This window comes from Pseudoalteromonas sp. NSLLW24, from assembly GCF_015864725.1.
Classification (GTDB): domain Bacteria; phylum Pseudomonadota; class Gammaproteobacteria; order Enterobacterales; family Alteromonadaceae; genus Pseudoalteromonas; species Pseudoalteromonas arctica.
The window spans coordinates 42,884-66,211 of the sequence record NZ_JADYWQ010000010.1; the positions used below are offsets into that span (position 1 = coordinate 42,884).

At 40.0% G+C, this 23,328-nt stretch carries 22 protein-coding genes and 1 riboswitch; of the genes, 11 read left to right on the forward strand and 11 right to left on the reverse strand.

The features are described from left to right. Window positions 1-234 precede the first annotated feature (234 nt). The 3 genes from I6E72_RS11995 to I6E72_RS12005 form a co-directional block, all read right to left on the reverse strand. Entirely contained in the window at window positions 235-963 is a 729-nt protein-coding gene (locus I6E72_RS11995) for a CBM9 family sugar-binding protein (RefSeq protein WP_197112421.1), read from the reverse strand. A gap of 67 nt (window positions 964-1,030) precedes the next feature. Next, window positions 1,031-2,110 (reverse strand): MBL fold metallo-hydrolase, encoded by a 1,080-nt coding sequence (locus I6E72_RS12000; protein WP_197112423.1) that lies wholly within the window; start codon window positions 2,108-2,110, stop codon window positions 1,031-1,033. A gap of 73 nt (window positions 2,111-2,183) precedes the next feature. After that, a complete protein-coding gene (locus I6E72_RS12005) occupies window positions 2,184-2,840 on the reverse strand; it encodes a DUF2959 domain-containing protein (RefSeq protein WP_197112425.1) in 657 nt (218 codons plus the stop codon). 87 nt (window positions 2,841-2,927) lie between these two features. On the opposite strand from I6E72_RS12005, the gene I6E72_RS12010 reads away from it, so the two are divergent. After that, window positions 2,928-3,833, forward strand: a complete 906-nt coding sequence (locus I6E72_RS12010) for a virulence factor BrkB family protein (protein WP_024600023.1) — start codon at window positions 2,928-2,930, stop codon at window positions 3,831-3,833. Further along, window positions 3,834-4,271: a D-aminoacyl-tRNA deacylase gene (dtd, locus tag I6E72_RS12015; protein ID WP_024589537.1), complete on the forward strand. Its 438-nt coding sequence runs from the start codon at window positions 3,834-3,836 to the stop codon at window positions 4,269-4,271. Here dtd and I6E72_RS12020 read toward each other — a convergent pair. Further along, the gene (locus tag I6E72_RS12020) at window positions 4,260-4,973 is read right to left on the reverse strand and encodes a spermidine synthase (protein ID WP_197112427.1); all 714 of its coding nucleotides are present in this window, start codon (window positions 4,971-4,973) and stop codon (window positions 4,260-4,262) included. The genes dtd and I6E72_RS12020 overlap by 12 nt on opposite strands. Window positions 4,974-5,220: 247 nt before the next feature. Between I6E72_RS12020 and I6E72_RS12025 the strand changes: the two genes are divergently transcribed. Continuing rightward, a complete protein-coding gene (locus I6E72_RS12025; RefSeq protein ID WP_197102875.1) occupies window positions 5,221-6,114 on the forward strand; it encodes a bifunctional GNAT family N-acetyltransferase/hotdog fold thioesterase in 894 nt (297 codons plus the stop codon). 72 nt (window positions 6,115-6,186) lie between these two features. Here the strand turns inward: I6E72_RS12025 and I6E72_RS12030 are convergent, their stop codons facing one another. The 5 genes from I6E72_RS12030 to dapA form a co-directional block, all read right to left on the reverse strand. Continuing rightward, complete coding sequence (locus tag I6E72_RS12030; protein WP_165728327.1) at window positions 6,187-7,221, reverse strand: phospholipase A; 1,035 nt, start codon at window positions 7,219-7,221, stop codon at window positions 6,187-6,189. Window positions 7,222-7,428: 207 nt separating this feature from the next. Further along, a complete protein-coding gene (locus I6E72_RS12035) occupies window positions 7,429-8,550 on the reverse strand; it encodes a succinylglutamate desuccinylase/aspartoacylase family protein (protein WP_197112429.1) in 1,122 nt (373 codons plus the stop codon). A gap of 5 nt (window positions 8,551-8,555) precedes the next feature. Continuing rightward, a complete protein-coding gene (locus I6E72_RS12040) occupies window positions 8,556-9,761 on the reverse strand; it encodes a PLP-dependent decarboxylase (RefSeq protein ID WP_197112431.1) in 1,206 nt (401 codons plus the stop codon). Beyond that, complete coding sequence (locus I6E72_RS12045; protein ID WP_007376223.1) at window positions 9,761-10,501, reverse strand: 2,3,4,5-tetrahydropyridine-2,6-dicarboxylate N-succinyltransferase; 741 nt, start codon at window positions 10,499-10,501, stop codon at window positions 9,761-9,763. The genes I6E72_RS12040 and I6E72_RS12045 overlap by 1 nt, the downstream gene beginning before the upstream one ends. 15 nt (window positions 10,502-10,516) lie before the next feature. After that, the gene (gene dapA / locus I6E72_RS12050; RefSeq protein ID WP_007579977.1) at window positions 10,517-11,401 is read right to left on the reverse strand and encodes a 4-hydroxy-tetrahydrodipicolinate synthase; all 885 of its coding nucleotides are present in this window, start codon (window positions 11,399-11,401) and stop codon (window positions 10,517-10,519) included. A gap of 190 nt (window positions 11,402-11,591) precedes the next feature. Then, window positions 11,592-11,791, reverse strand: a riboswitch (Lysine riboswitch). A 192-nt stretch (window positions 11,792-11,983) separates the two neighbouring features. Here dapA and I6E72_RS12055 point away from each other — a divergent pair. The 6 genes from I6E72_RS12055 to I6E72_RS12080 all read left to right on the forward strand — a co-directional run bounded on the left by I6E72_RS12055 (window position 11,984) and on the right by I6E72_RS12080 (window position 20,520). Next, window positions 11,984-12,679 (forward strand): DNA-3-methyladenine glycosylase I, encoded by a 696-nt coding sequence (locus I6E72_RS12055; RefSeq protein WP_007579979.1) that lies wholly within the window; start codon window positions 11,984-11,986, stop codon window positions 12,677-12,679. Window positions 12,680-12,690: 11 nt separating this feature from the next. Beyond that, the gene (locus I6E72_RS12060; RefSeq protein WP_197112433.1) at window positions 12,691-14,100 is read left to right on the forward strand and encodes a protein adenylyltransferase SelO; all 1,410 of its coding nucleotides are present in this window, start codon (window positions 12,691-12,693) and stop codon (window positions 14,098-14,100) included. A 390-nt stretch (window positions 14,101-14,490) separates the two neighbouring features. Next, window positions 14,491-15,552 carry an OmpA family protein gene (locus I6E72_RS12065; protein WP_024607656.1) on the forward strand — a complete coding sequence of 354 codons (1,062 nt, stop codon included), beginning with the start codon at window positions 14,491-14,493 and terminating at the stop codon, window positions 15,550-15,552. Window positions 15,553-15,844: 292 nt separating this feature from the next. Further along, a complete protein-coding gene (gene acnB / locus I6E72_RS12070; RefSeq protein WP_197112435.1) occupies window positions 15,845-18,442 on the forward strand; it encodes a bifunctional aconitate hydratase 2/2-methylisocitrate dehydratase in 2,598 nt (865 codons plus the stop codon). Window positions 18,443-18,642: 200 nt separating this feature from the next. Next, the gene (locus tag I6E72_RS12075) at window positions 18,643-19,275 is read left to right on the forward strand and encodes a 2OG-Fe dioxygenase family protein (RefSeq protein ID WP_007579988.1); all 633 of its coding nucleotides are present in this window, start codon (window positions 18,643-18,645) and stop codon (window positions 19,273-19,275) included. A gap of 9 nt (window positions 19,276-19,284) precedes the next feature. Beyond that, window positions 19,285-20,520: a cysteine desulfurase-like protein gene (locus I6E72_RS12080; protein ID WP_197112437.1), complete on the forward strand. Its 1,236-nt coding sequence runs from the start codon at window positions 19,285-19,287 to the stop codon at window positions 20,518-20,520. A gap of 19 nt (window positions 20,521-20,539) precedes the next feature. On the opposite strand, the gene I6E72_RS12085 is transcribed toward I6E72_RS12080, so the two are convergent. Next, window positions 20,540-21,244: a 2OG-Fe(II) oxygenase gene (locus I6E72_RS12085; RefSeq protein ID WP_197112439.1), complete on the reverse strand. Its 705-nt coding sequence runs from the start codon at window positions 21,242-21,244 to the stop codon at window positions 20,540-20,542. A 33-nt stretch (window positions 21,245-21,277) separates the two neighbouring features. On the opposite strand from I6E72_RS12085, the gene I6E72_RS12090 reads away from it, so the two are divergent. Both I6E72_RS12090 and I6E72_RS12095 read left to right on the forward strand, forming a co-directional pair. Further along, window positions 21,278-21,676 (forward strand): acyl-CoA thioesterase, encoded by a 399-nt coding sequence (locus tag I6E72_RS12090; RefSeq protein ID WP_024593444.1) that lies wholly within the window; start codon window positions 21,278-21,280, stop codon window positions 21,674-21,676. A gap of 142 nt (window positions 21,677-21,818) precedes the next feature. Continuing rightward, on the forward strand, window positions 21,819-22,334 hold the full coding sequence (locus I6E72_RS12095; protein WP_024610405.1) for an RNA polymerase sigma factor: 516 nt from the start codon (window positions 21,819-21,821) through the stop codon (window positions 22,332-22,334). Window positions 22,335-22,413: 79 nt separating this feature from the next. Here the strand turns inward: I6E72_RS12095 and I6E72_RS12100 are convergent, their stop codons facing one another. After that, a complete protein-coding gene (locus I6E72_RS12100) occupies window positions 22,414-23,298 on the reverse strand; it encodes a metallophosphoesterase (RefSeq protein ID WP_197112441.1) in 885 nt (294 codons plus the stop codon). Window positions 23,299-23,328 lie beyond the last annotated feature (30 nt).

Genomic DNA, 23,328 nt, shown 5'->3' on the forward strand with positions numbered 1-23,328 from the left:
TGATGAAATTTCCATAATATATTTACCTCTAAAAGCGCAGCGCCTCTTAACCTCTTTGTGAATAATTTACTTAAAGATCTTTTGCACAAGGAGAAGGGAATGAGAAGAGAAAGAGAGAGCTGAAACAGCCATAATGCAAAGTATCAGTGTTTGTTGGTGGGATTTTTTTGCGTTGGGTTTCGCTTCGCTTCGCTCAACCCAACATACGTGTTCAATTATTTTATTGGTAGTTACTTACTTTTTAGGGAGTAGGGTGATTTTGCCAAATACGTCTGCATCTATAAAGCCACGATTTCTGTCGCCATTTACTGGTTGTACTTCGTGTGAACCCATAAAGTGCTCGCGCACGTCACTGCCATCGTTATCGCAATACGCTAACATAAAGCCTATTACTTGTTTTTCGCTAAGTGTAAGTGGGGGGTTTTTAGCACCTTCTTTATAATCATTAGGGTAGAGTTTTATTGCTACTTCCCAGGTAATATTAAAGGGTGCGGTGGTATTGCGCTTCCAGTTACTAACTAGGTGGTCGGTATACAAATGGGCTTTTTTATCAGGTCCGTAATCGGCAGCTTGGTTATCAAGGCCAATATGGTACGCCAATGCGGTGTGATTAAATTGATGATTTCCGCCCGATGCATCGCTATCAATAAATACTTCAAGCGCATCGTCATCCCAATATTTATAGGTTGGATCTGCGTGTGTATCTATTAGAACATCATCCACAATATCGGCTTGTAGGTATAAATAGTTTTGATCCCACAATAAACGATAACGCCCTTTAAAGTCGGCATCGTTTGATGGCAGTGTGCCATCCATTAGATAAGGCATGTCGTGCCAAGCGGCTTTATCCCATGCGCTTTCTGATACGCCATCAATAGTAATTGGAGTTGATGTATGTTCAACATCAATAGCCATTGCTGGCGTGCTTAATAAAAAGCTTAAGGCGAGTGCTAATTTCTTCATTAATCTCTCAATTTTATTGTCGATTTGTCTTAATGTAATAACAATCTTAAAACAGCTAAGTAAATAGTTACAGTGAAATACTTTCGCCTTCGTTTAAAATATACAGCGGTGTTTTAGCATCCATTTTTTTAACCATGTGTAATAAACGTAGCAAAGCAGAGTGGCTAGTATGGTCGCCCATTTTCCAACTTGAGTTACCATACCCCCAAGGAATCATTACTTTGCAGTTAAGTTCTTGTGCTGCGTTGAGCGCGTCTTCTGGTGTGGTGTGAACGTAGCGATAAAATTTACCACTTTCTTTACTGTAGTAAGATGCGATTGGTATTAAGCACACATCTATATCGCCATATTTTTGCTGTATGTCTTTAAAGTGTTTTGAGTAGCCCGTATCGCCTGCAAAAAATAAGGTACTGCCGTTTTGTTCAAGCAGCCAGCCATTCCATAAGTCTTTATTGTTATCTTCGTAAATAAAGGGCACCAATACGCGAGCGCTAAAATGATGAGCTGGCACGGCATTAATAACTAAGTCGTCAATGTTGGTTGTTGAGTACCACGGCATTTCGCTAATATTAAAACCGCCGGTGGGGAAGTTGTCGGCCATACCGAGTGGTGTTAAATAGCGAGGTTTATTGCCAATGCTTTGTATGTCGGCCTTATTAAAGTGATCGTAATGAATATGCGAATACATTACAGCATCAATATTTTCCAGTTCTTGCTCACTAGGCCAAGCGCCGGCTTTACGATAAATACCACCGCCGAGTTTAAAGCCAAGTGCGACTGGAGAATCAAACTGATTTTTTACCGGATCAAACAGCACACTTTGACCATTTGGGGTGTTAATTACAAAACTAGCGTGGCCAAGCCAGCGTACGGTATAGCCGGTGCTAAGTTGTGGTTTAGTTTGCAGACCTTGGTACTGGCAGTTTTCGCTGCCGGTTTTGCATAGTAAGTCTGGGTGGGCTGGGTAGCAGTTTTCAGTGCAGGTAGTGGGATATGTTTTTTCACCTGCGTATAAATTTTTATAACGACCGTTCTTATCATTAATAACAACAACTGAGTCGGGGCTGGTAATACGGTTAATATTATTAGGTGCGGCGCAGGCAGTTAGTAAGCATAAAAGCGTTGTTGCGGTTAAAAAGCGTTTCATTGTAAATCCCTTTTAGCATGCCTTTAACATAAAAAAGCCTGCAATTAAGCAGGCTTGTTAAAGTAACAAATAATTAGCCAGCGCTGTTCATTTGTTCAATAAATTTGTTTGAATCGGCAATCGATTTGTTCATGTCGTTCATTAATACTTGAATATCACGCTTAAGGTTAGTGAATTCACCTTTAATAGCCGATACCGCTTGTGCATTTAAGTTATGCTTTAAGTATAAAACGTTATCATGAAGCGAGGTTAATACTGGCTCCATTTTACTCTCTGCGCTGCGCATTGAGCGTAATAGCTGATCAAATTGACGCTTAGTCGCGGCTAGCTTTTTGCTGCTTTCACGCTTAAGTGATGCACTTTTGTACTGCTCTAACTCATCGGCCCACTCATCAAATAGCGCTTCCGCCACGTCTTCTACTTTATTGATGTTAGTTGATACTTCGTTAGCGGCATTTAAGCTCGACTCGTAATCATCGTTTAGTTGATTGTAAGTGTCTTGTAGTTCGCCACCATTAAAATCAATTAGAGTAGTTAAGCGCTCTAGTGCCGATTTAAATTCTTCTTGTGACTCTTGTTGCGAGTCTTTGGTTTCTTCTACGCGGTCAATTAGAATATCGCGTTTGTGAACACCGACTTTTTCCATCGCAGAATAATAAGCTGATTGGCAGCCAGTTAAAGTAAGTGTTACTACAAGCATTGAAACACTGAGTAATGTTTGTTTTTTCATTTGAATTCCTGTTTACGAGCGTTAGTGCTGTAAATTATGGCGCTGATTGTTATTATAATCAAAACTATATAAGCACAAGTCAATTGTATGAATGATAAGCTCTCACATTACAAACAGCAAGTTAAGTCCTTTATACGCCAGCAACCTGGTTGGTGGATGCAGTATTTTAATCGTTGTATAGACGATCAAATAACGGTTAATGCAGGTTACCTTGCTTACGTAACCCTTCTTTCTTTAGTGCCATTAATTGCGGTGGGTGTTGCTATATTTTCAGCCTTTCCGGGCTTTGAATCTACTCGCATGGAAATTGAGAGCTTTTTGTTTACCAACTTTGTCCCTACCTCTACCGATGTTATTAGAGAGCATATTAGCTCCTTTGCGGGCAATGCCAACCAAATGACGGCGGTAGGTATTGGCTTTTTAGCTGCAATAGCCTTGCTGTTAATACGTAATGTAGATGCCACATTAAACCGAATTTGGCGAATTAAGAAAAAGCGCCCAATGATGATCTCATTTGCTGTGTACTGGATGGTTTTGAGCTTAGGGCCTATGTTGCTCGGTGCCAGTATTGGTGTTACCTCTTATATTGTATCTTTGGTGTCGTTTGCTGATCAGGGTATTCCTGGGTTTAGCGGGTTTTTGTTAAAGCTATTGCCGTATGGAATTTCGATGGTGGGCTTTATTATGCTCTACACCTTAGTGCCTAATACGCGGGTGTCGTTTAGAGCGGCAATACCTGGCGCTTTTTTTGCGGCACTTTTATTTGAGCTGACTAAAAAGGGGTTTGCTCTTTATATTAGCCATTTTCCGTCATACGAAGTTATTTATGGCGCAGTAGCAACCATTCCTATTTTGTTTGTATGGGTGTATTTGTCGTGGGTAGTTGTTTTGCTTGGCGCTGAATTTACTGCGTGTATTAGCCCAAATGATATTCCAGAAACACCAGAGCTTGAACTAGAAGATGATGAACCAGCAATAAAGGACACAGTTTAAATGCAAGGTTTAATACAACGTGTAAAGCATGCCAAAGTAGAAATTAACAACCAAGTAGTAGGTGAAATTAGCCAAGGTATATTGTTGTTGCTGGGCGTTGAAAAACACGACGACAAACAAACGGCCGATAAGCTTTTACACAAGGTAAGTAATTATCGTATTTTTACTGACGAAAACGACAAAATGAACTTAAGCCTTAAAGATATTAAAGGTGAGTTACTTGTTGTTTCGCAATTTACGCTAGCGGCTGATACTAAAAAGGGTATGCGCCCTAGTTTTTCATCTGCGGCAACGCCAAGCCAAGCTAACGAGCTTTACGAATACTTTGTAGCTCAAGCTAAAGAGTTGGGGCTTACAATAGCCACAGGTGAGTTTGGTGCCGATATGCAAGTAAGCTTGTGTAACGATGGGCCCGTTACGTTTAACTTATCTGTTTAAGTTTTTGGTTACCACGACAATATGATTTACATAGCCCGTAATTTTTTGCGGGCTAATATTACAACCAAATACATCGAGTAATAGCTGCTGAAGTTGTTTTAATTGCGACTCATGCTGCGATAAAAAGTTAATAAATAGCACGCCGTTGTTATTTAAAGCCGAGTAGATTTTTTTATAAAATGCCTCTTCAAATAAAAATCGAGGCGCGTCTATTTGGCTAAATAAATCTAGAATAATCCAATCAATATTTTGCACACTTTCTAAAATCTGTTGCGCATCGGCGCACAGCAGTTGCTCATTCTTATTTGACGAAAAAAACTGGGTATAGCAATCAATAATATCGGCGTTTTTTTCAACCGATGTTATTTGTGCTTTAGGGTATTTGTGTTGTAAATAGTTACGAATTGCACCGCCGCCAAGGCCGAGTTCTAACACTTTTTGTGGCGCGCTAAGAGCTTGCCAGTGCTTATCTAGGTACAATAAGTGTGGAAAAAGTAATGAATCCGGGCTATTTGAATCAATAACAGATTGAAGAGTGTCGTTAATAAGTAACCAGCGTAACTGCTCGTGCTCACGTACTTGAATGTGATCGCCACTGCATTTATGCCAATAGATTAACTGACCAATGCTGTGGCTATTTTCAATAAATTGATCGCTCAGCAAACCCGTCAGTGAATTTATATAATTGATTTTTTCAGTCATATTCTCAGCATAAACTAGCAACGTTAAAGCGCAATGGCCTTTGTCATTATTTTTTTACGTTATTTTACAGCCATCACCAAAGTCGTATTTGCAGTTTTTTTAAGATGGAGTATGGTATTTGCCATAATAATGCCAATCAATTTAATTATTTTATTTTTTTAGCTTGGTAGATAACCAATACTATTAGTATAGCGCCGTAGCCTTTTTTTGACTTTTATTTACGGCTTATATAACAACAGGAGTATGTATGTTTCAGGTAAGCACCCCACAAAGTAGCGAAGATTGGCAAGCGTATTACCAATTGCGTTGGCAGGTATTACGCGCGCCTTGGGGCGAGCCTCGTGGCTCTGAACAAGACGATATGGAACAAGACTCTGAGCATCGCTTTATAAAAAATAAAGAAGGCGAAGTACTAGGCGTAGCACGTTTGCACTTTAACAGTCATGAGCAAGCACAAGTGCGCTACATGGCAGTTGCAGAGGGGAACCGTAATCAGCATATTGGTAGTCGTTTGCTTCATGAGCTTGAAAAAATAGCATGGACACAAAATGCCGATGAACTGGTTTTGTTTGCTCGCGAACGAGCGCTTGAGTTTTATAAACGCCACGGTTACGAATTAAAAGAAAAAGCGCACTTAGCGTATGGCGATGTACAACATTTTAAAATGGTAAAGCAAAAACCGTCTGAGCCAGGCTGGTTTCGTCATCCAAATTGGACGCAAGTACTACAAAATACGTGGCGTGAGTCTATTCCAATTAGTGACGCGATGGGTATTAAGGTAGAAAGCTATACCGATTGGCAATTTACAACCAGCGCCGACCTAGACGCTAACTTAAACCTACATAACACCATGTTTGCAGGCTCTATTTATAGCTTGGCCACGCTAACAGGTTGGGGCGCTACGTACTTAGCACTTAAAGAAGCTGGGCTTGAAGGTAATATTGTATTAGCCGATGCTAACATTAAGTACTTAAAGCCGCTTACTACCGACCCACGTGGTTGTGTTGATATACAAACCTGTAAGGGCAAGTTAAGCGATTTAGAAACCGATGGTAAAGCAAGTTACGTAGTGCCAGTAACTATTTACGATGGTGATAACGTGGTTGCCGAATTTGAAGGGCAGTTTGTAGTAAAAAAATAACTGTTTAGCTGTTCAAAACACAAAAAAGCCAAGCGATGCTTGGCTTTTTTGTGCGTAAAACTTAGGGAAGTATCACAGCAGATCGGTTAATAATATACCTACACCGATACGTTCTACATCCGCATTGTAATCAATTAAGCTTTCGCCATAACCGTTAAAGTATTGTGCATAACCACGAACTCGGCCCCATAAAGGAAACGACCAGTCGAGTTGAATTGCACCACGATTATCTGAATTTAAATTGTTACGTGTCATAAAGCTAAATTCATGGTCATGAAAACGATACGCGCCGCTAAACTCAAAGTAACCCATGTATTTATATATGTCTGGGTTGTCGTCGCCATTGGCTTCTAAAATATCTTCTTTTTCGTCCTCAGCTATTCGGTACCAAGGTTTAAAGCTAAAAACAAAGCCTCTGTTTTCCCAGATAAAATCTGCATAAATACGGTTCCACGAACGTGAGTTTGGTTGGCTTCGACCATTTGACTGATGCGAAATACCTAAAGCAATTGCCATTTCGTCGCCCCATAATACGTTTTCTGGGTCGAGGTAATTTATCCAAAATATCTCTGGTTCGTAGTTGGTCTCACGAAATGGAGAAGAAATTTCTGAGTTATAAAGCTGCCAATACGATTGCAGTGTAAAGCCAAAAAATATAGCTTGGTCTTTATCCGAAAAATCATCGTAAAGAGGCACTTTTATCGATAGTTGGTATTTTGCTTCTAAGTTGTCGAGCGGTTCACCGTCGTTATCGTCTGTTAGTGCATCAAAGCCATCAAATGGGCGATCGTTTGGGTGTGACACGTACGAAAGAGGCAAAATATAGTTACGCTTATGTGGCGTAATTACATTTCTATTTTTTTTACCTACTTCTTCACGAGCTTGGCGTTTATCAAGCGCGGTAAGTTGTTTGTTTTCTTCAAGAGCTGAACACTTTTTACGAAGATCGTCTAATGTTTGTTTACCATCTCCGCCAATTACCTCATTTAAAATACACTGCTTTACAAGTTCGATGTCGTTGTCTTGCTCATTTGTAGCAACTTCTTCTTGTGCGAAGGTAGCTGTACTTATTAAGGCAGAAAGTGTGATCCAGTGGCGCCAGCTCATTGTAATTCCTTGTGGGTTCGGGTTGTGTTGTATGCGTTAATTTAATTATAACGTCTTTTTACATATGTAACGGTGAACTTTTACTGAATTTGTATTTATAACAAGGACATTACGTATACAAAGTAAATATAGATCAGAAAAAAAGCGGCCTAGGCCGCTTTTTTAATGCACATTAACTATGTGCTCTCACGCAATGAGAAGGGTGAGCTAAAGCTCAAATATGTTAGTAAAAAACTTATAAAGCTCGGTACCTTGATTAACACTCGCTGAGGCAAAGTGCAAAATAGCAATTGCATCGCAATCAAGAGTAAGTGTTTGCAGTGGTTGCTCGCTTAAGTAGCGCTCCATGCGTAAAATATTAGCAATAGGCTCACCGGCTTTAATGTGCCCACCAAGTGGGGCTATGTATTCAACCATGCCGCCAATGGGGGCGTAATAAGCAAAGTAGTCATCTAAATTACATGCATAGCGAGTCATATTGGCTGGCGTATGCGGTGCGTTTTGTAATACGCCTTTGTGATTTAAGTAACTTAAAATGCTGTTAGCATCGTTTAGTGCTTCTTTTAAGTCTATTTTTTCTTGGCTGCCTAGCTCTACAGTAAATGCTTCTACAGGTATTGATAATTCGCGACCTTGCCCACTAAGTGCATCACTCAAATGCCACCATGGGCAAAAGTTAGCTTCATCCATAGCACCGTCAAAATCACTAGGAATAAGCAATATATGCTCAATATTAAAGTAACGTGCGCTGTCGGTTGCATAGGTTGGGCAGTACAAATGCTTGCTTGAAATAGGACCTGTGTGTAAATCGAGTACTATATCAGCCTGATGAGCGAGCTTTTGTAGGTTAAGTGCAATGCGTTTACCCGTATTAAGTAAATAAGCAGGGCCGTTAAGTTTGTTGTCTACTTCTTCAATAAGCGCCTGTTTGAAGTTACTTTTTAATGTAGCGTCGTCATACTGGGTATGATTTTGTGCAAACTGTGCCACTAAATTTTTATTGTAGTGATACATGCGATTCCAATTAGTGCCCGTAATCGGATCGAACCTGCCAAGGGTAAACTCGCCAGATTTTTGATTACAACCAATTGGGTTAGCATAAGGCACTAATGTAATATCGCCATTAAGATTAAGGTGTTTTAATTGCTCAAGTAGCTGAAAAATAACTGCGTTACCTTGCACTTCAGCGCCATGCATATTGGCCTGAACATAAACACTAGGCCCTGTGCCATCGCCTTTTAAACGATACACAGGAATTGTAAGTGGTAAGCCGTTTGCAACTTCCCCTACTACAATGTTCTCTTGGCTGATGTGTGTTTTATTGCTCATATTTATTACCTTAAATAATGGCTAGCATTTTCGGCTTGGCGAACACAGGTAAGTGTACCGTTTTGAAGAGTGTACTCTGCGGCTAGCTCATGGCATAAAAAATACGGCATACTTTCGGTAAAACCGTAAGCACCACATTGGCTGAACACCAGCCAATCGTGCTCATTTAAATCGCTTGGTAAGTTATGTTCACCCAAGCAATCAAGCGCGGTACAAAGCGGGCCGTATAAAGTGACCGCTTGAATTTTAGCACTGGATTCACGCAGTAACGCAGCAGGAAAATCTTGGCTGGTAACAGCAGGGCGTAATAAGTGATTTATACCGCCGCTTAAAATTACTTGCTGTTGATTATAGTTTTGTTTGCGCTCTATTACTGGGTTTGCGTAATGACCACATTCTCCCACGGCATAACGACCAAGTTCCATCCATAACTCTTCTACACCCGCATCATTTTTAATTTTAGCGAGCGCAGCTATTAAGTCATCCCAATCAAGCGTTGCTTCATTTTGTGTATAAGGAATACCTAAACCGCCACCTAAATCTAAAACTTTAAGATTGATGTTTAAATCGCTGGCAAGTTGGCTAAGTGGTGCAATCATTTGTGACCACAATTCGCTTAGCTTTTGCGTGCTAAGCATGTTGCCCCACTGAAAAATATGTAAGCCGTCAAACTTAAGTGTAGGGTAGTCGGTTACATTGAGTGCTTGCCACTCATCACAACCCAAACCAAACGGCGTAAGGCTGTCGCCGCCCAGTGGGTTTTTTTCACCTTCAGGCCAGCGTAATTGCACTCGCAGTAATACTTGTAACTGCGTATTTTGTAGTTGCGCTTGTTGGTTTAACCAACGTACTTGATTGAGGCTTTCGGCTACGAATATACGTACTCCGCGCTCAATAAAGTGTTTAATTTGTTTAGGGCTTTTTGCAGGCCCTGTGTTGAGCACGCGCTGTGAGCTAATACCTTGTGCTAGCACTTGCTCAAGCTCACCTTTACTTGCTACGTCAAAATTAAAGCCAGCACTGTCTAAGCTTTGAATAATTTTAGACAGTGGATTTGCTTTTACCGCGTACCACAGTTTTACATCGGTTTGCGCAACTAAACGCGCAAGATGCGTGTTTAGTTGATCTAGGTCGTAAACAAAAAAAGGTGTATCAAGTTGTTGTGTAATAGTATTTACAGCGGTTTTGATAGGCGTGCTCAAAAAGCTCATTATCGTAAAACCTCTTCAAGTAATAACGATGCATCGCTTTTCTCGTCGCGGTATTTAACTATTAACGCACACGACATGCTTAGGCCTTGCTCGCGCGCCCATTCGTTTGACGCAGGGCGAGAGCCTGGTATTACAATAGCGTACTCAGGGATTGGCTCGCCTTTATCTAGTTGGCGCTCGTTTACGCAGTCGTATACCGGAATAGTTGCTGATAAACGCACGCCTGGGGCAAGTACTGCACCTTTTTTAATGACTACACCTTCAACAATAATACAGCCAGCGCCAATAAAGGCGTCGTCTTCTACAACTACTGGGCTTGCACCAATTGGCTCAAGTACACCACCAAGCTGCACTGCAGCACTTAAATGTACGTTTTTACCTACTTGTGCACACGAGCCAACTAATGCGTGGCTATCTACCATTGTGCCTTCGTCGATGTATGCACCAATGTTTACATACGCTGGTGGCATAATAATCGTGCCTTTAGCAACATAAGCACCACGGCGAACACTAGAGCCACCCGGCACCATACGTACGCCATCGTCAGTACTAAATTCTTGCGGAGCTAAGTTATGTTTATCAACAAAACCACCTGCAAACTCAGTATTAGTGCCATTTTTGAAGGCATCCAAAATGCCTTGTTTTACTTCTACGTTAGCTTGCCATTGGCCGCTTTCGTTTTGTGATGCTGCGCGTACTGCGCCCGATTCTAAATTATTTAATAGTTCTAACCAGCTCATTATAAAAACCTGTATTTAATGCCAAGATAAAATGGTGTTGTTTGCAGTTGTGATGCAATCGGTTTGAGTTAACTCAAGGTGTGTTAAAGGTGGACGAAGTTGCGGGCTGCTTAAGCGACCTTGCAAATGCATCAATACCTTTACGGGAATAGGGTTTGCAACAGCAAATAGGCTATTAATAGCGCTTGACCACTGGGCAAATAAATTAGGGTGTTGACCACTTAAGCTGCGTTTAACAAACTCGTGAGTTTGTGCGGGCCATGCATTTGCAGCTACCGACACTAAACCTTTTGCACCGGCTTGGGCAAAATAAGGCATCAGCGCATCGTCGCCACTAAAAATAGCTAAATTAGGCGCAGCTTGGCGATAAGCTTCAAACTGAGCAATGCTGCCGCTCGCTTCTTTTAACGCCCATAAATTTTTATTATTTTGTAAGTTTTGAATTGTTGCCGTTGGAATGCTAACAGCACTTCGACCCGGTACGTTATAAAGCATACACGGGTGAACACTTGCATTAAGTAGGCTTTCAAACCAATGAGTTTGACCTATAGCGCCAGGCTTTGCATAAAGCGGTGAGCCAAGTAAAAAGCTATGAATTGGGAGTGTATTACAGTAGTTAACCCACTCAATTTGTTGCTTTAAGTTACTGCCGCCCACAGCAACCATGAGTGGTACTGCTGGTTTTAGCTGGCATACGTGTTCAACAATGGCTTGTTGCTCTTTTAGCGTTAGTGCTAAACCTTCGCCCGTGCTGCCAAGTAGTAAAATACCGTTATGCGCTGCTTCTTGATCGCTAACCAGTTTAGTTAACGTGTTGTAGTCAACATCGCCGTGTTGATCAAATGGCGTTACGAGCGCGGTCCACAATGAGTAGTCGTTTAAATTGAAGTTGTTGATCATCTCTCACGAACTTATAATTTGTACCAACTTTATTAAAAACGTGATCATTTTAGCGATAACTAATTTAATGCAATTGGTATTATTCGAAGAGTTAAAAAGCTTTATGGAAGGAGCCGCATTAACGTCGTTCGAACTAATAATTCGAAGAGCGAATGGGCTTAAAATAATAGGGCGCACGGCCTTAATATTTAAGACCAGAAGCTCTCCACCAAACTAATAAGCTGCTTTTATAAGCAGCTATTGGTGACAGTCGCTAGGGTTCAACCTAGTCGCCCGAAATAAACACCTCGCAAAAGTGGTTACTTCTCGGCGTTAATTCCCCTCACGTATGCTCACTGGAGTTTGCGCTCCTAACATACGCTACCTGAATAACGCACCTCTTCTAGCCCTTTACACCTGTTTGTAGAGTAAAAACTTACAAACCTGTGCAATTTAAATAGGGTAATTACGGCGATTAAAGCATTTTAGCCGTCTAGGTGTCAAGCGACTAAATGCATATTCATTCATCCATAATGGGAGTGGTTACGTATTGGGTGCTTTTCTCGTACACTAGCAATATAAGTAGTGAGGTATTTAATTAGTATGGAAAAATTTAGCGATATTTATAAGCGAGCGGTAGAGCGAAAAGGCTCCGAAAAAATGCTTAAGTTATTACTTGCAAAACCGCTATCTAAAAAACAACTAAGCACGTTAAGTGACGACGATTGGCTTGAGGAATTTACTCGAAAAGTATTTCAAAGCGGCTTTTATTGGTCAGTCATTAATAATAAGTGGCCAGGCTTTAGAGAGGTTTTTTGGGATTTTAGCGTTGATAAGTTATTAATGATGCCACCTGATATGCTGGAACAAAAAGCAACGGATGAGCGAATTGTTCGTAACTATAAAAAAGTAAAAACAATTACCGAAAATGCTTACATGATCCACGAAATAGCAGGGGAACATGGCAGTTTTAGTCAGTTTATCGCTAATTGGCCAGCAGACGATATTATTGGTTTATGGGCGTATTTAAAAAAACATGGTGCGCGTTTAGGCGGAAATACAGGACCTTATGCGCTACGAGCACTTGGTAAAGATACCTTTTTACTATCACGCGATGTAGAGAGTTACTTACGCGCCCATAAAATTATAGATGGCGGCTTACAAACTAAAAAGTCACTAAATGCAACCCAAGCCTTTTTTAATGAAATGCAAAAGCAAAGCGGCTTAAGTATGCAAGAGTTAAGTTTAATTGTTGCTTATGGCGTTGGTGACAACCGTGTTGGTATAAGTCAGCAATAATAGGAATTACCATGAAATTAGTGCCAAGATACACAGACATTACGGAAAACTTTGCGATAGAAGATTTCCCTGCAAGTGTTGCCTCTCCTCAGTTATTGCTGTGGAACGAGAGCTTAGCAAAAGAGTTTAATATTAACGTTGCAGCTGATTTGCGTGCTAGCACTTTTAGCGGTAACGAGAAACAAGCGATTCCTGCGGTAGCACTTGGTTACTCTGGGCACCAATTTGGACATTTTTCACCACGTTTAGGCGATGGGCGAGCGCATTTACTGGGCGCTATTAATGATGATAAAAACCAGTTGTGGGATATTCAATTAAAAGGCTCTGGTGCTACTCCTTACTCAAGAGGGGGAGATGGGCGTTGTGCTCTTGGTCCTGCTATTCGTGAATACGTAATGAGCGAGGCAATGCATGCACTAGGCATTAAAACCACACGCTGCTTAGCGGTTGTTGGTAGTGGTGAAACGGTTTATCGTAATCCGCCACAAGCAGGCGCCATAGTGACTCGTTTAGCAACGAGCCATATTCGTGTTGGCTCGTTTCAATATTTAGCGACGCAAGGCGATGTTGAAGGACTTAAAAATTTAGCCGATTTAGCTATAGAGCGACACTACCCAGAAATAACAGATACAGGATCGCAGCGCTATTTAGCATTTTTAGGCGCTGTGATTAAAAACCAAGTTAAGCTAGTTGTGAGCTGGATGCGTGTTGGCTTTATTCACGGAGTAATGAATACCGATAATACGCTAGTAAGCGGAGAAACCATTGATTACGGCCCGTGTGCCATGATGAATAGCTTTGACTTTGATACTGTATTTAGCTCTATCGACAAACAAGGTCGGTATGCATTTGGTAATCAACCTAATATAGCTAACTGGAACTGTGCTCGTTTAGCTGAGAGTTTAATACCGCTTATCAGCGATGATGACGAACAAGCTGTTTCGTTAATGACGCCATACATTAATAGCTTTGCTGAGCAATTTAATACTGAGTTTACGGCTATGTGGGGACAAAAGCTGGGTTTAAATGAATCTTGCAATAGTAGTGGCGAGTTAATCGCAGAGTTGTTAGCACTATTAAAAGATAATCAGCTCGATTACACCAATACCTTCGATGCGCTTACTGAATCTTTAAAAGAAGAAACAGTAATACCTGAGTCGCTAATTGAATGGAGAGCTAAGTGGGTAAGCTTAACCGACGATAATAGTTATGAAATAATGAGAGCTGCAAATCCTCGTGTAATACCGCGTAATCATGTGATCGAAGAAATAATTGCACAATATAACGCTACAGGGTCTAGTGAGTTACTACAGCGCTTTATAAAAATAGCCAGTAACCCGTATTCTGACAGTGAAAAATTATCAGAATTTCAGGCTGCACCGATAAATGATAATGATTACCAAACTTTTTGTGGTACTTAATACTTAACTTTGAGTATAACTACATGATTAAAAAGAGTCATTTTTTAATCAAATATGTGCATATACCTAGGGTAATGTTAATTCTGGTGGTATTATGCGCCGAATTAAAGCCAAGCAATATTTCTTTGCATTTATAAGTGCATTTAATTTAATTGCTCTTACATTCCTTGCTAAGTACTAATTTACAACAAACTACTATATTTATTTTTCAATAAAGTTTTAATTTCGCCTATAGTAAGTGGATGTGTGTTGTGACGAGGCATAGAAAAAAGTTATAAACTTTATTTTTCGTTAAGTATTGATTAACAAAGGCTCAGTTAGTCTATATAAAACTGATTGAGCTAGTATCGATTAGCTACAATTTAAAATTGTTCAAATGGGAAGAAAACAATGAAATTAAAATCACTTACAATTGCAATCGCGTTGGCTGCAACTAGCGCATCTACATTCGCTGCTGATAAAGAAGAAGGTTTCTACATTGGCGCATTTGGCGACTATTATGACGCATCTTGGAAAAACATGCGTGCTCAAGCTGGTCTTGATGTAAATGAATCAACTGGCTGGGGTGTTGAAGCCGGTTACCGTTTCAGTGATTACTGGAGCGCACGTCTTGAATATGCAGATATGGATTTTAATGCTTTTGATAAAGTTGCTGGCAACCGCAACGGTATTGATGGCGAGCGTTACGGTATTGATGCTCTTTACCATTTAAATGGCGGTCCTTTCTACGGTCTTTTCGGTATTAAAGAAATAGACGTAGTAGATGACAATACATTCTTAAATGCAGGTGTTGGTTACCAACATTTCATTACAGATGGCTTATTTGTAAATGCTGAAACAGCTGTATACCAAGGTCTTGACCGTGGTTACACAGATGTAGGCGCTAAAATTGGTATTAACTACTTATTTGGCCAAAATTCAGCTCCTGTAGAGCCAGTTAAACCAGCTCCAGAGCCTAAGGTAATTGAAGTAGCTGTAGCTCCTACAGATAGCGACAACGACAACATTCCTGATGCAGATGATAAGTGTGCTAACACACCTATGACTGATGCAGTTGATGGCACTGGTTGTACTTTATATGAAGATAAAGAAGTGACTGTAAGCTTATTAGTGACTTTCCCTAACAATGCTTCAGCAGTATCTACTCAGTACTTAAACGATATTGAAAAAGTATCTGCATTCTTAAAAGATTACCCAGATACAACAGTACTTTTAGAAGGTCACACTTCTTCTGTAGGTAAAGCAACTTACAACAAATGGTTATCTAAAAAACGTGCTGATGCAGTAGCTAAGCAATTAGTTACTGATGGCATTGCTAAAGACCGTATTACTACAGTTGGTTTAGGTGAAGAGCGTCTTAAAAATGATGCAAACACTAAAGCTGCAAACGCAGAAAACCGTCGTGTAGAAGCGCATATCAAAACTATCAAAAACGTTAAAGTTTTACGTTAATTAAATAGTTTGTAATAAAAACCCAGCCAAGTGCTGGGTTTTTTTATGCCTGTAATAAATTAGTATTGTTTAATGGTAATGATTCTTACTTAACAAGTATTCATGAAAATAGTTTTTACTACAACCACTATTCATAGTATTTATAATCGGTATAATCAGTTGCGTAACTGGATGGATTTTCATCTATCCATAAAAGCTTTATAATTACGCGTTAGAATACTATAAGTATTGGGTAACTTATTTGCGCTTGAAGCGCTACCGGATACTTTCACGTCACCAAGAGGGCAATATTGTGCTACAAGAATATCGTAAACACGTAGAAGAACGTGCCGCGTTAGGTATCGTACCAGCGCCATTAGATGCTCAGCAAACTGCTGATCTTATTGAATTAATCAAAACTCCACCTGCAGGTGAAGAAGAATTCATTTTAGATTTGTTCATTCAGCGTATACCAGCAGGTGTTGATGATGCTGCTTATATTAAAGCGGGCTTCTTAGCAGCTGTAGCTAAAGGTGAAACTAATTCTCCACTTGTTTCTAAAGAAAAAGCGGCAGAATTATTAGGTACAATGTTGGGCGGTTACAATATCGCACCAATGATTGACCTACTTGATGACGAAACACTTGCACCAATCGTAGTTAAAGGCCTTTCAAATACATTACTTATGTTTGATGCGTTCTACGATGTAGAAGAAAAAGCAAAAGCAGGTAATACATTCGCTAAGCAAATTATTGAGTCTTGGGCAAATGCAGAATGGTTTACTAATAAGCCAGCTGTTGCTGAAAAGATCTCAGTTACTGTATTTAAAGTAACTGGCGAAACAAATACTGATGACTTGTCTCCTGCACCAGATGCATGGTCTCGTCCAGATATCCCACTTCATGCTTTAGCAATGCTAAAAATTGAACGCGATGGTATTACACCTGATAAAGCGGGCGAAGTAGGTCCAATTACTCAGATTGAAGAATTAAAAACTAAAGGTTTACCACTTGCTTACGTAGGTGATGTTGTTGGTACGGGTTCTTCTCGTAAGTCTGCAACTAACTCTGTACTTTGGTTTATGGGCGATGATATCCCATTCGTACCAAACAAGCGTGTTGGCGGTGTATGTCTAGGTAATAAAATTGCTCCAATCTTCTTCAATACAATGGAAGATTCAGGCGCATTACCAATCGAATTAAATGTTGATGAACTCAACATGGGCGAGCAAATCGACATTTATCCGTACGAAGGTGTTGTTAAGCAACATGGTACTGATAAAGTGATTTCTACTTTTGAGCTTAAATCTGATGTGATTTTAGATGAAGTTCGTGCTGGTGGTCGTATTCCACTAATTATCGGTCGTGGTTTAACTGATAAAGCGCGTATATCTCTTGGCTTAGGTGCAACTGATACATTTAAAGTACCAACAGCAACAGAAGTTTCTGATAAAGGCTTCACACTAGCGCAAAAAATGGTTGGTAAAGCATGTAACGTTGCAGGTATTCGCCCAGGTCAGTACTGTGAGCCTAAAATGACAACTGTTGGTTCGCAAGATACAACAGGTCCTATGACACGTGATGAACTTAAAGATCTAGCATGTTTAGGTTTCTCTGCAGATTTAACAATGCAGTCATTCTGTCATACATCAGCTTATCCTAAGCCTATCGATGTAAGCACTCACCATACGCTTCCTGATTTCATCATGAACCGTGGCGGTGTTTCACTTCGTCCAGGTGATGGTATTATTCACTCGTGGTTAAACCGTATGTTATTACCAGATACCGTAGGTACTGGTGGTGATTCACATACACGTTTCCCATTAGGTATTTCATTCCCAGCAGGTTCGGGTGCAGTAGCATTCGCAGCAGCAACAGGTGTTATGCCACTTGATATGCCTGAATCTATTTTGGTTCGTTTTAAAGGCGAAATGCAACCAGGTATCACTCTACGTGACCTTGTTCATGCAATCCCTTACTACGGTATCAAACAAGGTTTATTAACAGTTGAGAAAAAAGGTAAAATTAACGAATTCTCTGGTCGCGTACTAGAAATTGAAGGCGTTGAGCACCTAACTGTTGAGCAAGCGTTTGAATTATCAGATGCATCTGCAGAGCGTTCGGCAGCAGGTTGTACTGTTAAGTTATCTAAAGAGTCTATCTCTGAATACCTTGAGTCAAACATTGTTATGCTTAAGTGGATGATTTCTGAAGGTTACGGCGATGTACGTACGATTGAACGTCGTATTACTGCAATGCAAGATTGGTTAGCTAACCCAGAACTAATGGAAGCTGACGCTGATGCAGAGTACAAGCATATCGTTGAAATTGATTTAGCTGAGATTAAAGAACCTGTTCTTTGTGCTCCAAATGACCCAGATGATGCGCGTCTTCTTTCTGATGTTGCTGGCGAGAAAATTGATGAAGTATTCATCGGTTCTTGTATGACTAACATTGGTCACTTCCGTGCTGCTGGTAAGTTGCTTGATGGCTTTAAAGGTCAACTTCCGACTCAGCTTTGGGTTGCTCCACCTACTAAGATGGACAAAGACCAACTTACAGAAGAAGGTTATTATGGTATTTTTGGTCGTGTTGGCGCACGTATCGAAACTCCAGGTTGTTCACTATGTATGGGTAACCAAGCACGTGTTGCAGATAAAGCAACGGTTGTGTCTACCTCTACACGTAACTTCCCTAACCGTTTAGGTAATGGCGCAAACGTATTCTTAGCATCATCTGAGCTTGCTGCAATTGCTGCAATCATTGGTAAATTACCAACAGTTGCTGAGTACCAAGAGTATGCTGCGAAGATCAATGCAACGGCGTCAGATACATACCGTTACTTGAACTTCCACCGTATGCCTGCTTACACTAAAAAAGCAGACAACGTGATTATTCAACAAGCTGTATAATTTTTAGAGTTTGTTTAAAAACCCGCTTAGGCGGGTTTTTTATTGGCTAAAATAAATATTAGATAGTTCATGCTTCTTTTTTTATATTATTGTATTAAATCTAGTCTTAAGTTGCTTTTAAAGTAAGTAATCGCGCAAAAATTCCTATCAAAATGCATTAAAATCCTCATCAATATTCTCATTATTTTAGGCGAGATTTTATGACAGCATTAAACAACCAGAATTTACTGCAACTACGTTTTGTTAACCAAGCAAATATTGATTTGGTTAAGCCTTCTTTTGATAACCTGCCTGCAAATCCTTATGCAGATGGTGCCTTTCGTAAACGTCGTTACTCAGTAGTTAAAATGCAAAATGGTGAAATAAAGTTACAACAAACCAAAGCATTTGTTCAAGACGATTCAATTAATACTTTTCAAGGTAATGTAGAGCGTACTTACGAAAACCTAGAGCAAAGTTTACTTGAGTCAGAAGGCATGAAAAGCATTGTAAATGAGTTTCGCCAACTTACTGGTATTGATGAACAGCGTGATATTGAAATTCATCAGTTCCGTATGCTTGCTATTAATAGTGATACGCCAGCAGCGCCAGAAGGCGTGCATCAAGATGGTTTTGACCATGTATGTATATGCGGCGTTTCTCATGAAAACTTAGAAGGCGGTGAGCTACTTGTATACGAAAACAAGCAAGCTGAGCCTTGTTTTAAAATGGAAATAAAAGACGGCATGTTTGCATTAATAAACGACCGTCAAGTGTGGCATAACGCAACACCTATGAACAAAATTGATGCTAGCAAACCAGGTTACCTGGATTGTTTTGTATTAACGTCTTAAGGAATAAGCATGAACATAACGCAATTACGTGAGCAGTTTCCTGCATTAATGCAAAACGTTGATGGTAAATCGCCAATATTTTTAGACGGACCAGGTGGCTCGCAGGTACCAACATCGGTGCTTAATGCGATGACAGCTTATTTAGGTTATTATAATTCAAACTTAGGTGGCGCGTTTTTCTCAAGTGATAAAACGGTTGAGTTGATGGCGAATGCGCGTCAAGCAGCCGCTGATTTACTTAATGCACCTAGCTCACAACACATTGTGTTTGGTCCAAACATGACCAGCCTAACATTTAGCTTTAGCCGTGCTATTTCACGTGGCTGGCAGGCTGGTGATGAAATAATTGTAACCAATGCCGATCATTTCTCAAATGTATCGTCGTGGCAACAAGCCGCAGAAGATAAAGGCGCAAAGGTAAATACTGCGCTTATTAATGAAGCTGATTGCAGCTTAGATATGGTGCAATTTGAAAGCTTATTAAACAGCAACACTAAGCTTGTAGCGGTAACGTATGCTTCAAATACCACAGGTTCAATTAATAATATTAAACGTATTGTTGAGCTTGCTCACGCTGTAGGCGCACTTGTTTATGTTGATGCCGTACATTACGCACCGCATGAACTTGTTGACGTGCAAGCGCTTGATTGCGACTTTTTAGCCTGCTCTGCATATAAGTTTTTTGGCCCGCATTTAGGCATGGTTTACAGTAAAAAAGAACATTTAGACGGGTTTACACCTTATAAAGTTGAGCCAGCTAAAGACGTAGCACCAGGTCGTTGGGAAACCGGCACACAAAGCTTTGAAGCTATGGCGGGCTTTATTGCTGCTGTTGATTACATTGCAGCAATTAGCGAACTTGACGATAGCCATTCACGCCGCGAAAAGTTAAGCATAGCTTTTGCTAAAACTAAACAACACGAAATGGCGCTTAGTGAGCACTTTTTAACGCGCTTGGTAAACTACCCACGCATTAAGTTGTTTGGTATTGATGACTTTGATCGCTTAAATGAGCGTACACCTACTTTTGCTTTAATTTTTGAAGGGCTTGAGCCACGCGCCGTTTCAGAATTTTTAGGTAAGCAGCATATATGCGTGTGGGATGGTAACTTTTATGCCCAAGGTTTGTGCAAGCAACTAGGTGTGCTTGATAAAGGCGGTGTAGTACGTATTGGTTGTATGCACTACAACACGATTACTGAACTTGATAAGCTATTTGACTTATTTGATGAACTACTCGGTTAATCATGTAAGTTTTGGTGCGCTAACTCTTTGGCGCACCGTATATTTGTTCTGCGCGGTTAAACAGTACCCACGAGGTTAAAATATACTTATCGTTTGATACTGGCTTATTACCTCTGTGGGTATGTGTAAAGTAGCCAGGAGCTATTACCATAGTGCCTTTTTTAGGTGCTATTTTACGATTTTGATAGTAAAACTCCGTTTCACCACCTTCTTCTACATCGTTTAAATAAAACATAAATAACAACACGCGATGTAGTGCTTCATTGTGCTGTAGCTGCGGATAAACTTCACTGTGCCAGTAAGGGTAGCCACCTTTGTTTACTTCATATTTTTGCGCTTGAATATTACCAAGTCTAAAAATTTGCTGAACTAGCAAAGGTAATTGTGGTTTACCCACTTCTTCAAAATTCTCTTGGGTTAAATCGACTACTTCACCTGTTTTTGGGTGATAGACCTTTAAGCCAAATGCCCCAATCATCATAAAAATATGCTCTTCAACATACTTAAAAACATGCTGTGCAGTCGTTTGTTGTATATGTTTTAATTGTTGTGCATATTCGGGGTGATTATTTAAGTGTAGGTCGTGGCTGTCTTTTTTCTTTAAGTCGACACCGCCCGATGTTACCCCTTGTTTTACATGCGGGCTTTGCGCGAATGTGGTAATAAATTCATCGCAAAACTCATCGCTTAATGCGTTATCAACAACGCGTATAAAGTCCGTCATGGTTTACCTTTATATAATTATTATTGGATTTTTATGTTTATTGAAAAAGTGATGCCGCGCTTTAGCGAAACAGATGCACTCGGACACATTAACAATACCGTACTACCTGTATGGTTTGAAGTCGCACGTGGACCTATTTTTAAGTTTTTTACACCGGACTTAAATCCACATGATTGGAAATTGATTATCGCCAAAGTTGAAGTGTCGTTTGTAGGCGAATTATTTTATGGCCACGAAGTGACCGTAAAAACCTCTGTAGAGCATATAGGCACTAGCTCTTTTACGCTGAGACAGGAAGCATGGCAACACGATAAATGCTGCGCAATAGGTAAGGCCGTTATGGTGAGGTATGATTTTATTGCTAAATCAAAACAAGCGCTTAGCATTGACGAAAAAGCAGCGCTTAACGAGCATATTACTGCTGAGTCATAACTTGCTAATAAATGACCTTTTAGTGACAAACGCTTGGTTTGTCATATTCTTAGCATAATTGAATGCTAAATTAATCCTCTTAAATACAACAGCTAACACAGTTGTTTTTACTTTTGAATTAAGAGGTTTTTAAGGTCATTTTATGATTATCGAATCATTTTTTGAAAAATTATATACCGAGCACAACAGTGAACTAAACCGTAGAGTCCGTGATTTTTTTGGGGCAAGCCTTAGCGACCATGAGGATTTAGTGCAGGAGGCATTTAGTAATATGTTGTCGCACCAGCATATTGATAAAATAGAGTTTCCGAAAGCTTATCTGCTTCGTTCAGCTATTAACATTGGTTTAAATTATCGTTCTCGTTTTAAAAATACCCAACATTTTTTAGACGACACCCTCGATAATATTGATGAACCACTATGTACACAAGGTAGCCCTGAGGATCTATGTAGCATGAATTTGCGAATTGAATATATTTCAGATGCGATGAATACGCTTACAGATAAGCAGCGAGACCTTATAGTACGTAGCCGAATTCATGGTGAAACATATCAACAAATTAAAGTGGCAACAGGGTTTAGCCTAGGTGATATAAGCCGCCAAATGCAAAGTGCTATTGAGCAATTGCATAGCTACATAAGTGCCAAAAATGCGTGACTAAGTTCCCTAGTCACGCTAATCCTCTCCTTGTACGCGTTATTATATAGAGCCATAGGTTATCTTAGTTTTATTGCGGTTATTTAATGGGAAGAACCATTGAAGGCTGCCTCCCTTGACCATTAATTTTAAGTTGGGTTGGCGAAAATTCAAGAGTGCTAAATGCAGTTGTATCGGTATCAAGCATCGCATGAAAAGTTACAAAGTGAATGCCGTCTTTTTTTGCGTAATTACCTACATGGTTATGACCATTAAACCATGCTTTTACGGTTGAATACTGGCTAATAAGGGTTAGCACTTCTTGCGCGTTCCATAGGTTATGGTTGTTCTCAGGAAAAATAGGGAAGTGACTCAGTAGTACAACAGGTTGTTCTTTTACTTGCGCTACTTTTAGCTTTTCTTCTAACCACTTAAGCTGTTTTATACCAATTGCGCCATTCCAATCTTCGTGCCCTTTATATTGAGAGTTAAACAAGGTCATATTTTGTTGATGTTTTTTACTATTTTTAGGCCATGCGTAAGTGCTCACATCGTTGCCATCTAATGCGATAAAGAGCCAGTTGTTTATTTCAAAACTGTAGTAGCGCGATGGCATATTTAAAGTGTTAGTTATGCGCATTTTAAACTTATCATCTACCGAGAATTCATGGTTTCCTAATACATGATAAAGGGGAGCGTTAAGTGACGATGATATTGTATTTAATGGGGTAAAACTTTTAAATTCACGGTCGATAAAGTCGCCTAAATGTAATACTCCCGATAAAGGCAGAGCATTAAATTGCTCAACCGCAGTGCTGAACTTTTGAGGGCAAGATGTATAGTGTCGAGTACCTTTATTGGCTTGTTCTGCATATTGGCAATCGGCAACAATACCTAAAGTAAATGTGTCATTTGCAGCAATTGATGGGCAACAAACCAAAAGCAGGAATAAATTAATAAGTAATGAAACAGTGTGTTTTTGCATAACTTTTTTCCTTAAAGTTACTGGCTGCAA

Bases quoted from the DNA above. Each gene is read 5' to 3' on its own strand.
- I6E72_RS12005 (WP_197112425.1), bottom strand. From the start codon at position 2,840: ATGAAAAAACAAACATTACTCAGTGTTTCAATGCTTGTAGTAACACTT.
- I6E72_RS12025 (WP_197102875.1), top strand. From the start codon at position 5,221: ATGTTTCAGGTAAGCACCCCACAAAGTAGCGAAGATTGGCAAGCGTAT.
- I6E72_RS12010 (WP_024600023.1), top strand. From the start codon at position 2,928: ATGAATGATAAGCTCTCACATTACAAACAGCAAGTTAAGTCCTTTATA.
- I6E72_RS12100 (WP_197112441.1), bottom strand. From the start codon at position 23,298: ATGCAAAAACACACTGTTTCATTACTTATTAATTTATTCCTGCTTTTG.
- I6E72_RS12080 (WP_197112437.1), top strand. From the start codon at position 19,285: ATGAACATAACGCAATTACGTGAGCAGTTTCCTGCATTAATGCAAAAC.
- I6E72_RS12030 (WP_165728327.1), bottom strand. From the start codon at position 7,221: ATGAGCTGGCGCCACTGGATCACACTTTCTGCCTTAATAAGTACAGCT.
- I6E72_RS12035 (WP_197112429.1), bottom strand. From the start codon at position 8,550: ATGAGCAATAAAACACACATCAGCCAAGAGAACATTGTAGTAGGGGAA.
- I6E72_RS12090 (WP_024593444.1), top strand. From the start codon at position 21,278: ATGTTTATTGAAAAAGTGATGCCGCGCTTTAGCGAAACAGATGCACTC.
- I6E72_RS12045 (WP_007376223.1), bottom strand. From the start codon at position 10,501: ATGAGCTGGTTAGAACTATTAAATAATTTAGAATCGGGCGCAGTACGC.
- I6E72_RS11995 (WP_197112421.1), bottom strand. From the start codon at position 963: ATGAAGAAATTAGCACTCGCCTTAAGCTTTTTATTAAGCACGCCAGCA.
- I6E72_RS12085 (WP_197112439.1), bottom strand. From the start codon at position 21,244: ATGACGGACTTTATACGCGTTGTTGATAACGCATTAAGCGATGAGTTT.
- I6E72_RS12040 (WP_197112431.1), bottom strand. From the start codon at position 9,761: ATGAGCTTTTTGAGCACGCCTATCAAAACCGCTGTAAATACTATTACA.
- I6E72_RS12055 (WP_007579979.1), top strand. From the start codon at position 11,984: ATGGAAAAATTTAGCGATATTTATAAGCGAGCGGTAGAGCGAAAAGGC.
- I6E72_RS12075 (WP_007579988.1), top strand. From the start codon at position 18,643: ATGACAGCATTAAACAACCAGAATTTACTGCAACTACGTTTTGTTAAC.
- I6E72_RS12000 (WP_197112423.1), bottom strand. From the start codon at position 2,110: ATGAAACGCTTTTTAACCGCAACAACGCTTTTATGCTTACTAACTGCC.
- I6E72_RS12060 (WP_197112433.1), top strand. From the start codon at position 12,691: ATGAAATTAGTGCCAAGATACACAGACATTACGGAAAACTTTGCGATA.
- dapA (WP_007579977.1), bottom strand. From the start codon at position 11,401: ATGATCAACAACTTCAATTTAAACGACTACTCATTGTGGACCGCGCTC.
- I6E72_RS12020 (WP_197112427.1), bottom strand. From the start codon at position 4,973: ATGACTGAAAAAATCAATTATATAAATTCACTGACGGGTTTGCTGAGC.
- I6E72_RS12065 (WP_024607656.1), top strand. From the start codon at position 14,491: ATGAAATTAAAATCACTTACAATTGCAATCGCGTTGGCTGCAACTAGC.
- dtd (WP_024589537.1), top strand. From the start codon at position 3,834: ATGCAAGGTTTAATACAACGTGTAAAGCATGCCAAAGTAGAAATTAAC.
- I6E72_RS12095 (WP_024610405.1), top strand. From the start codon at position 21,819: ATGATTATCGAATCATTTTTTGAAAAATTATATACCGAGCACAACAGT.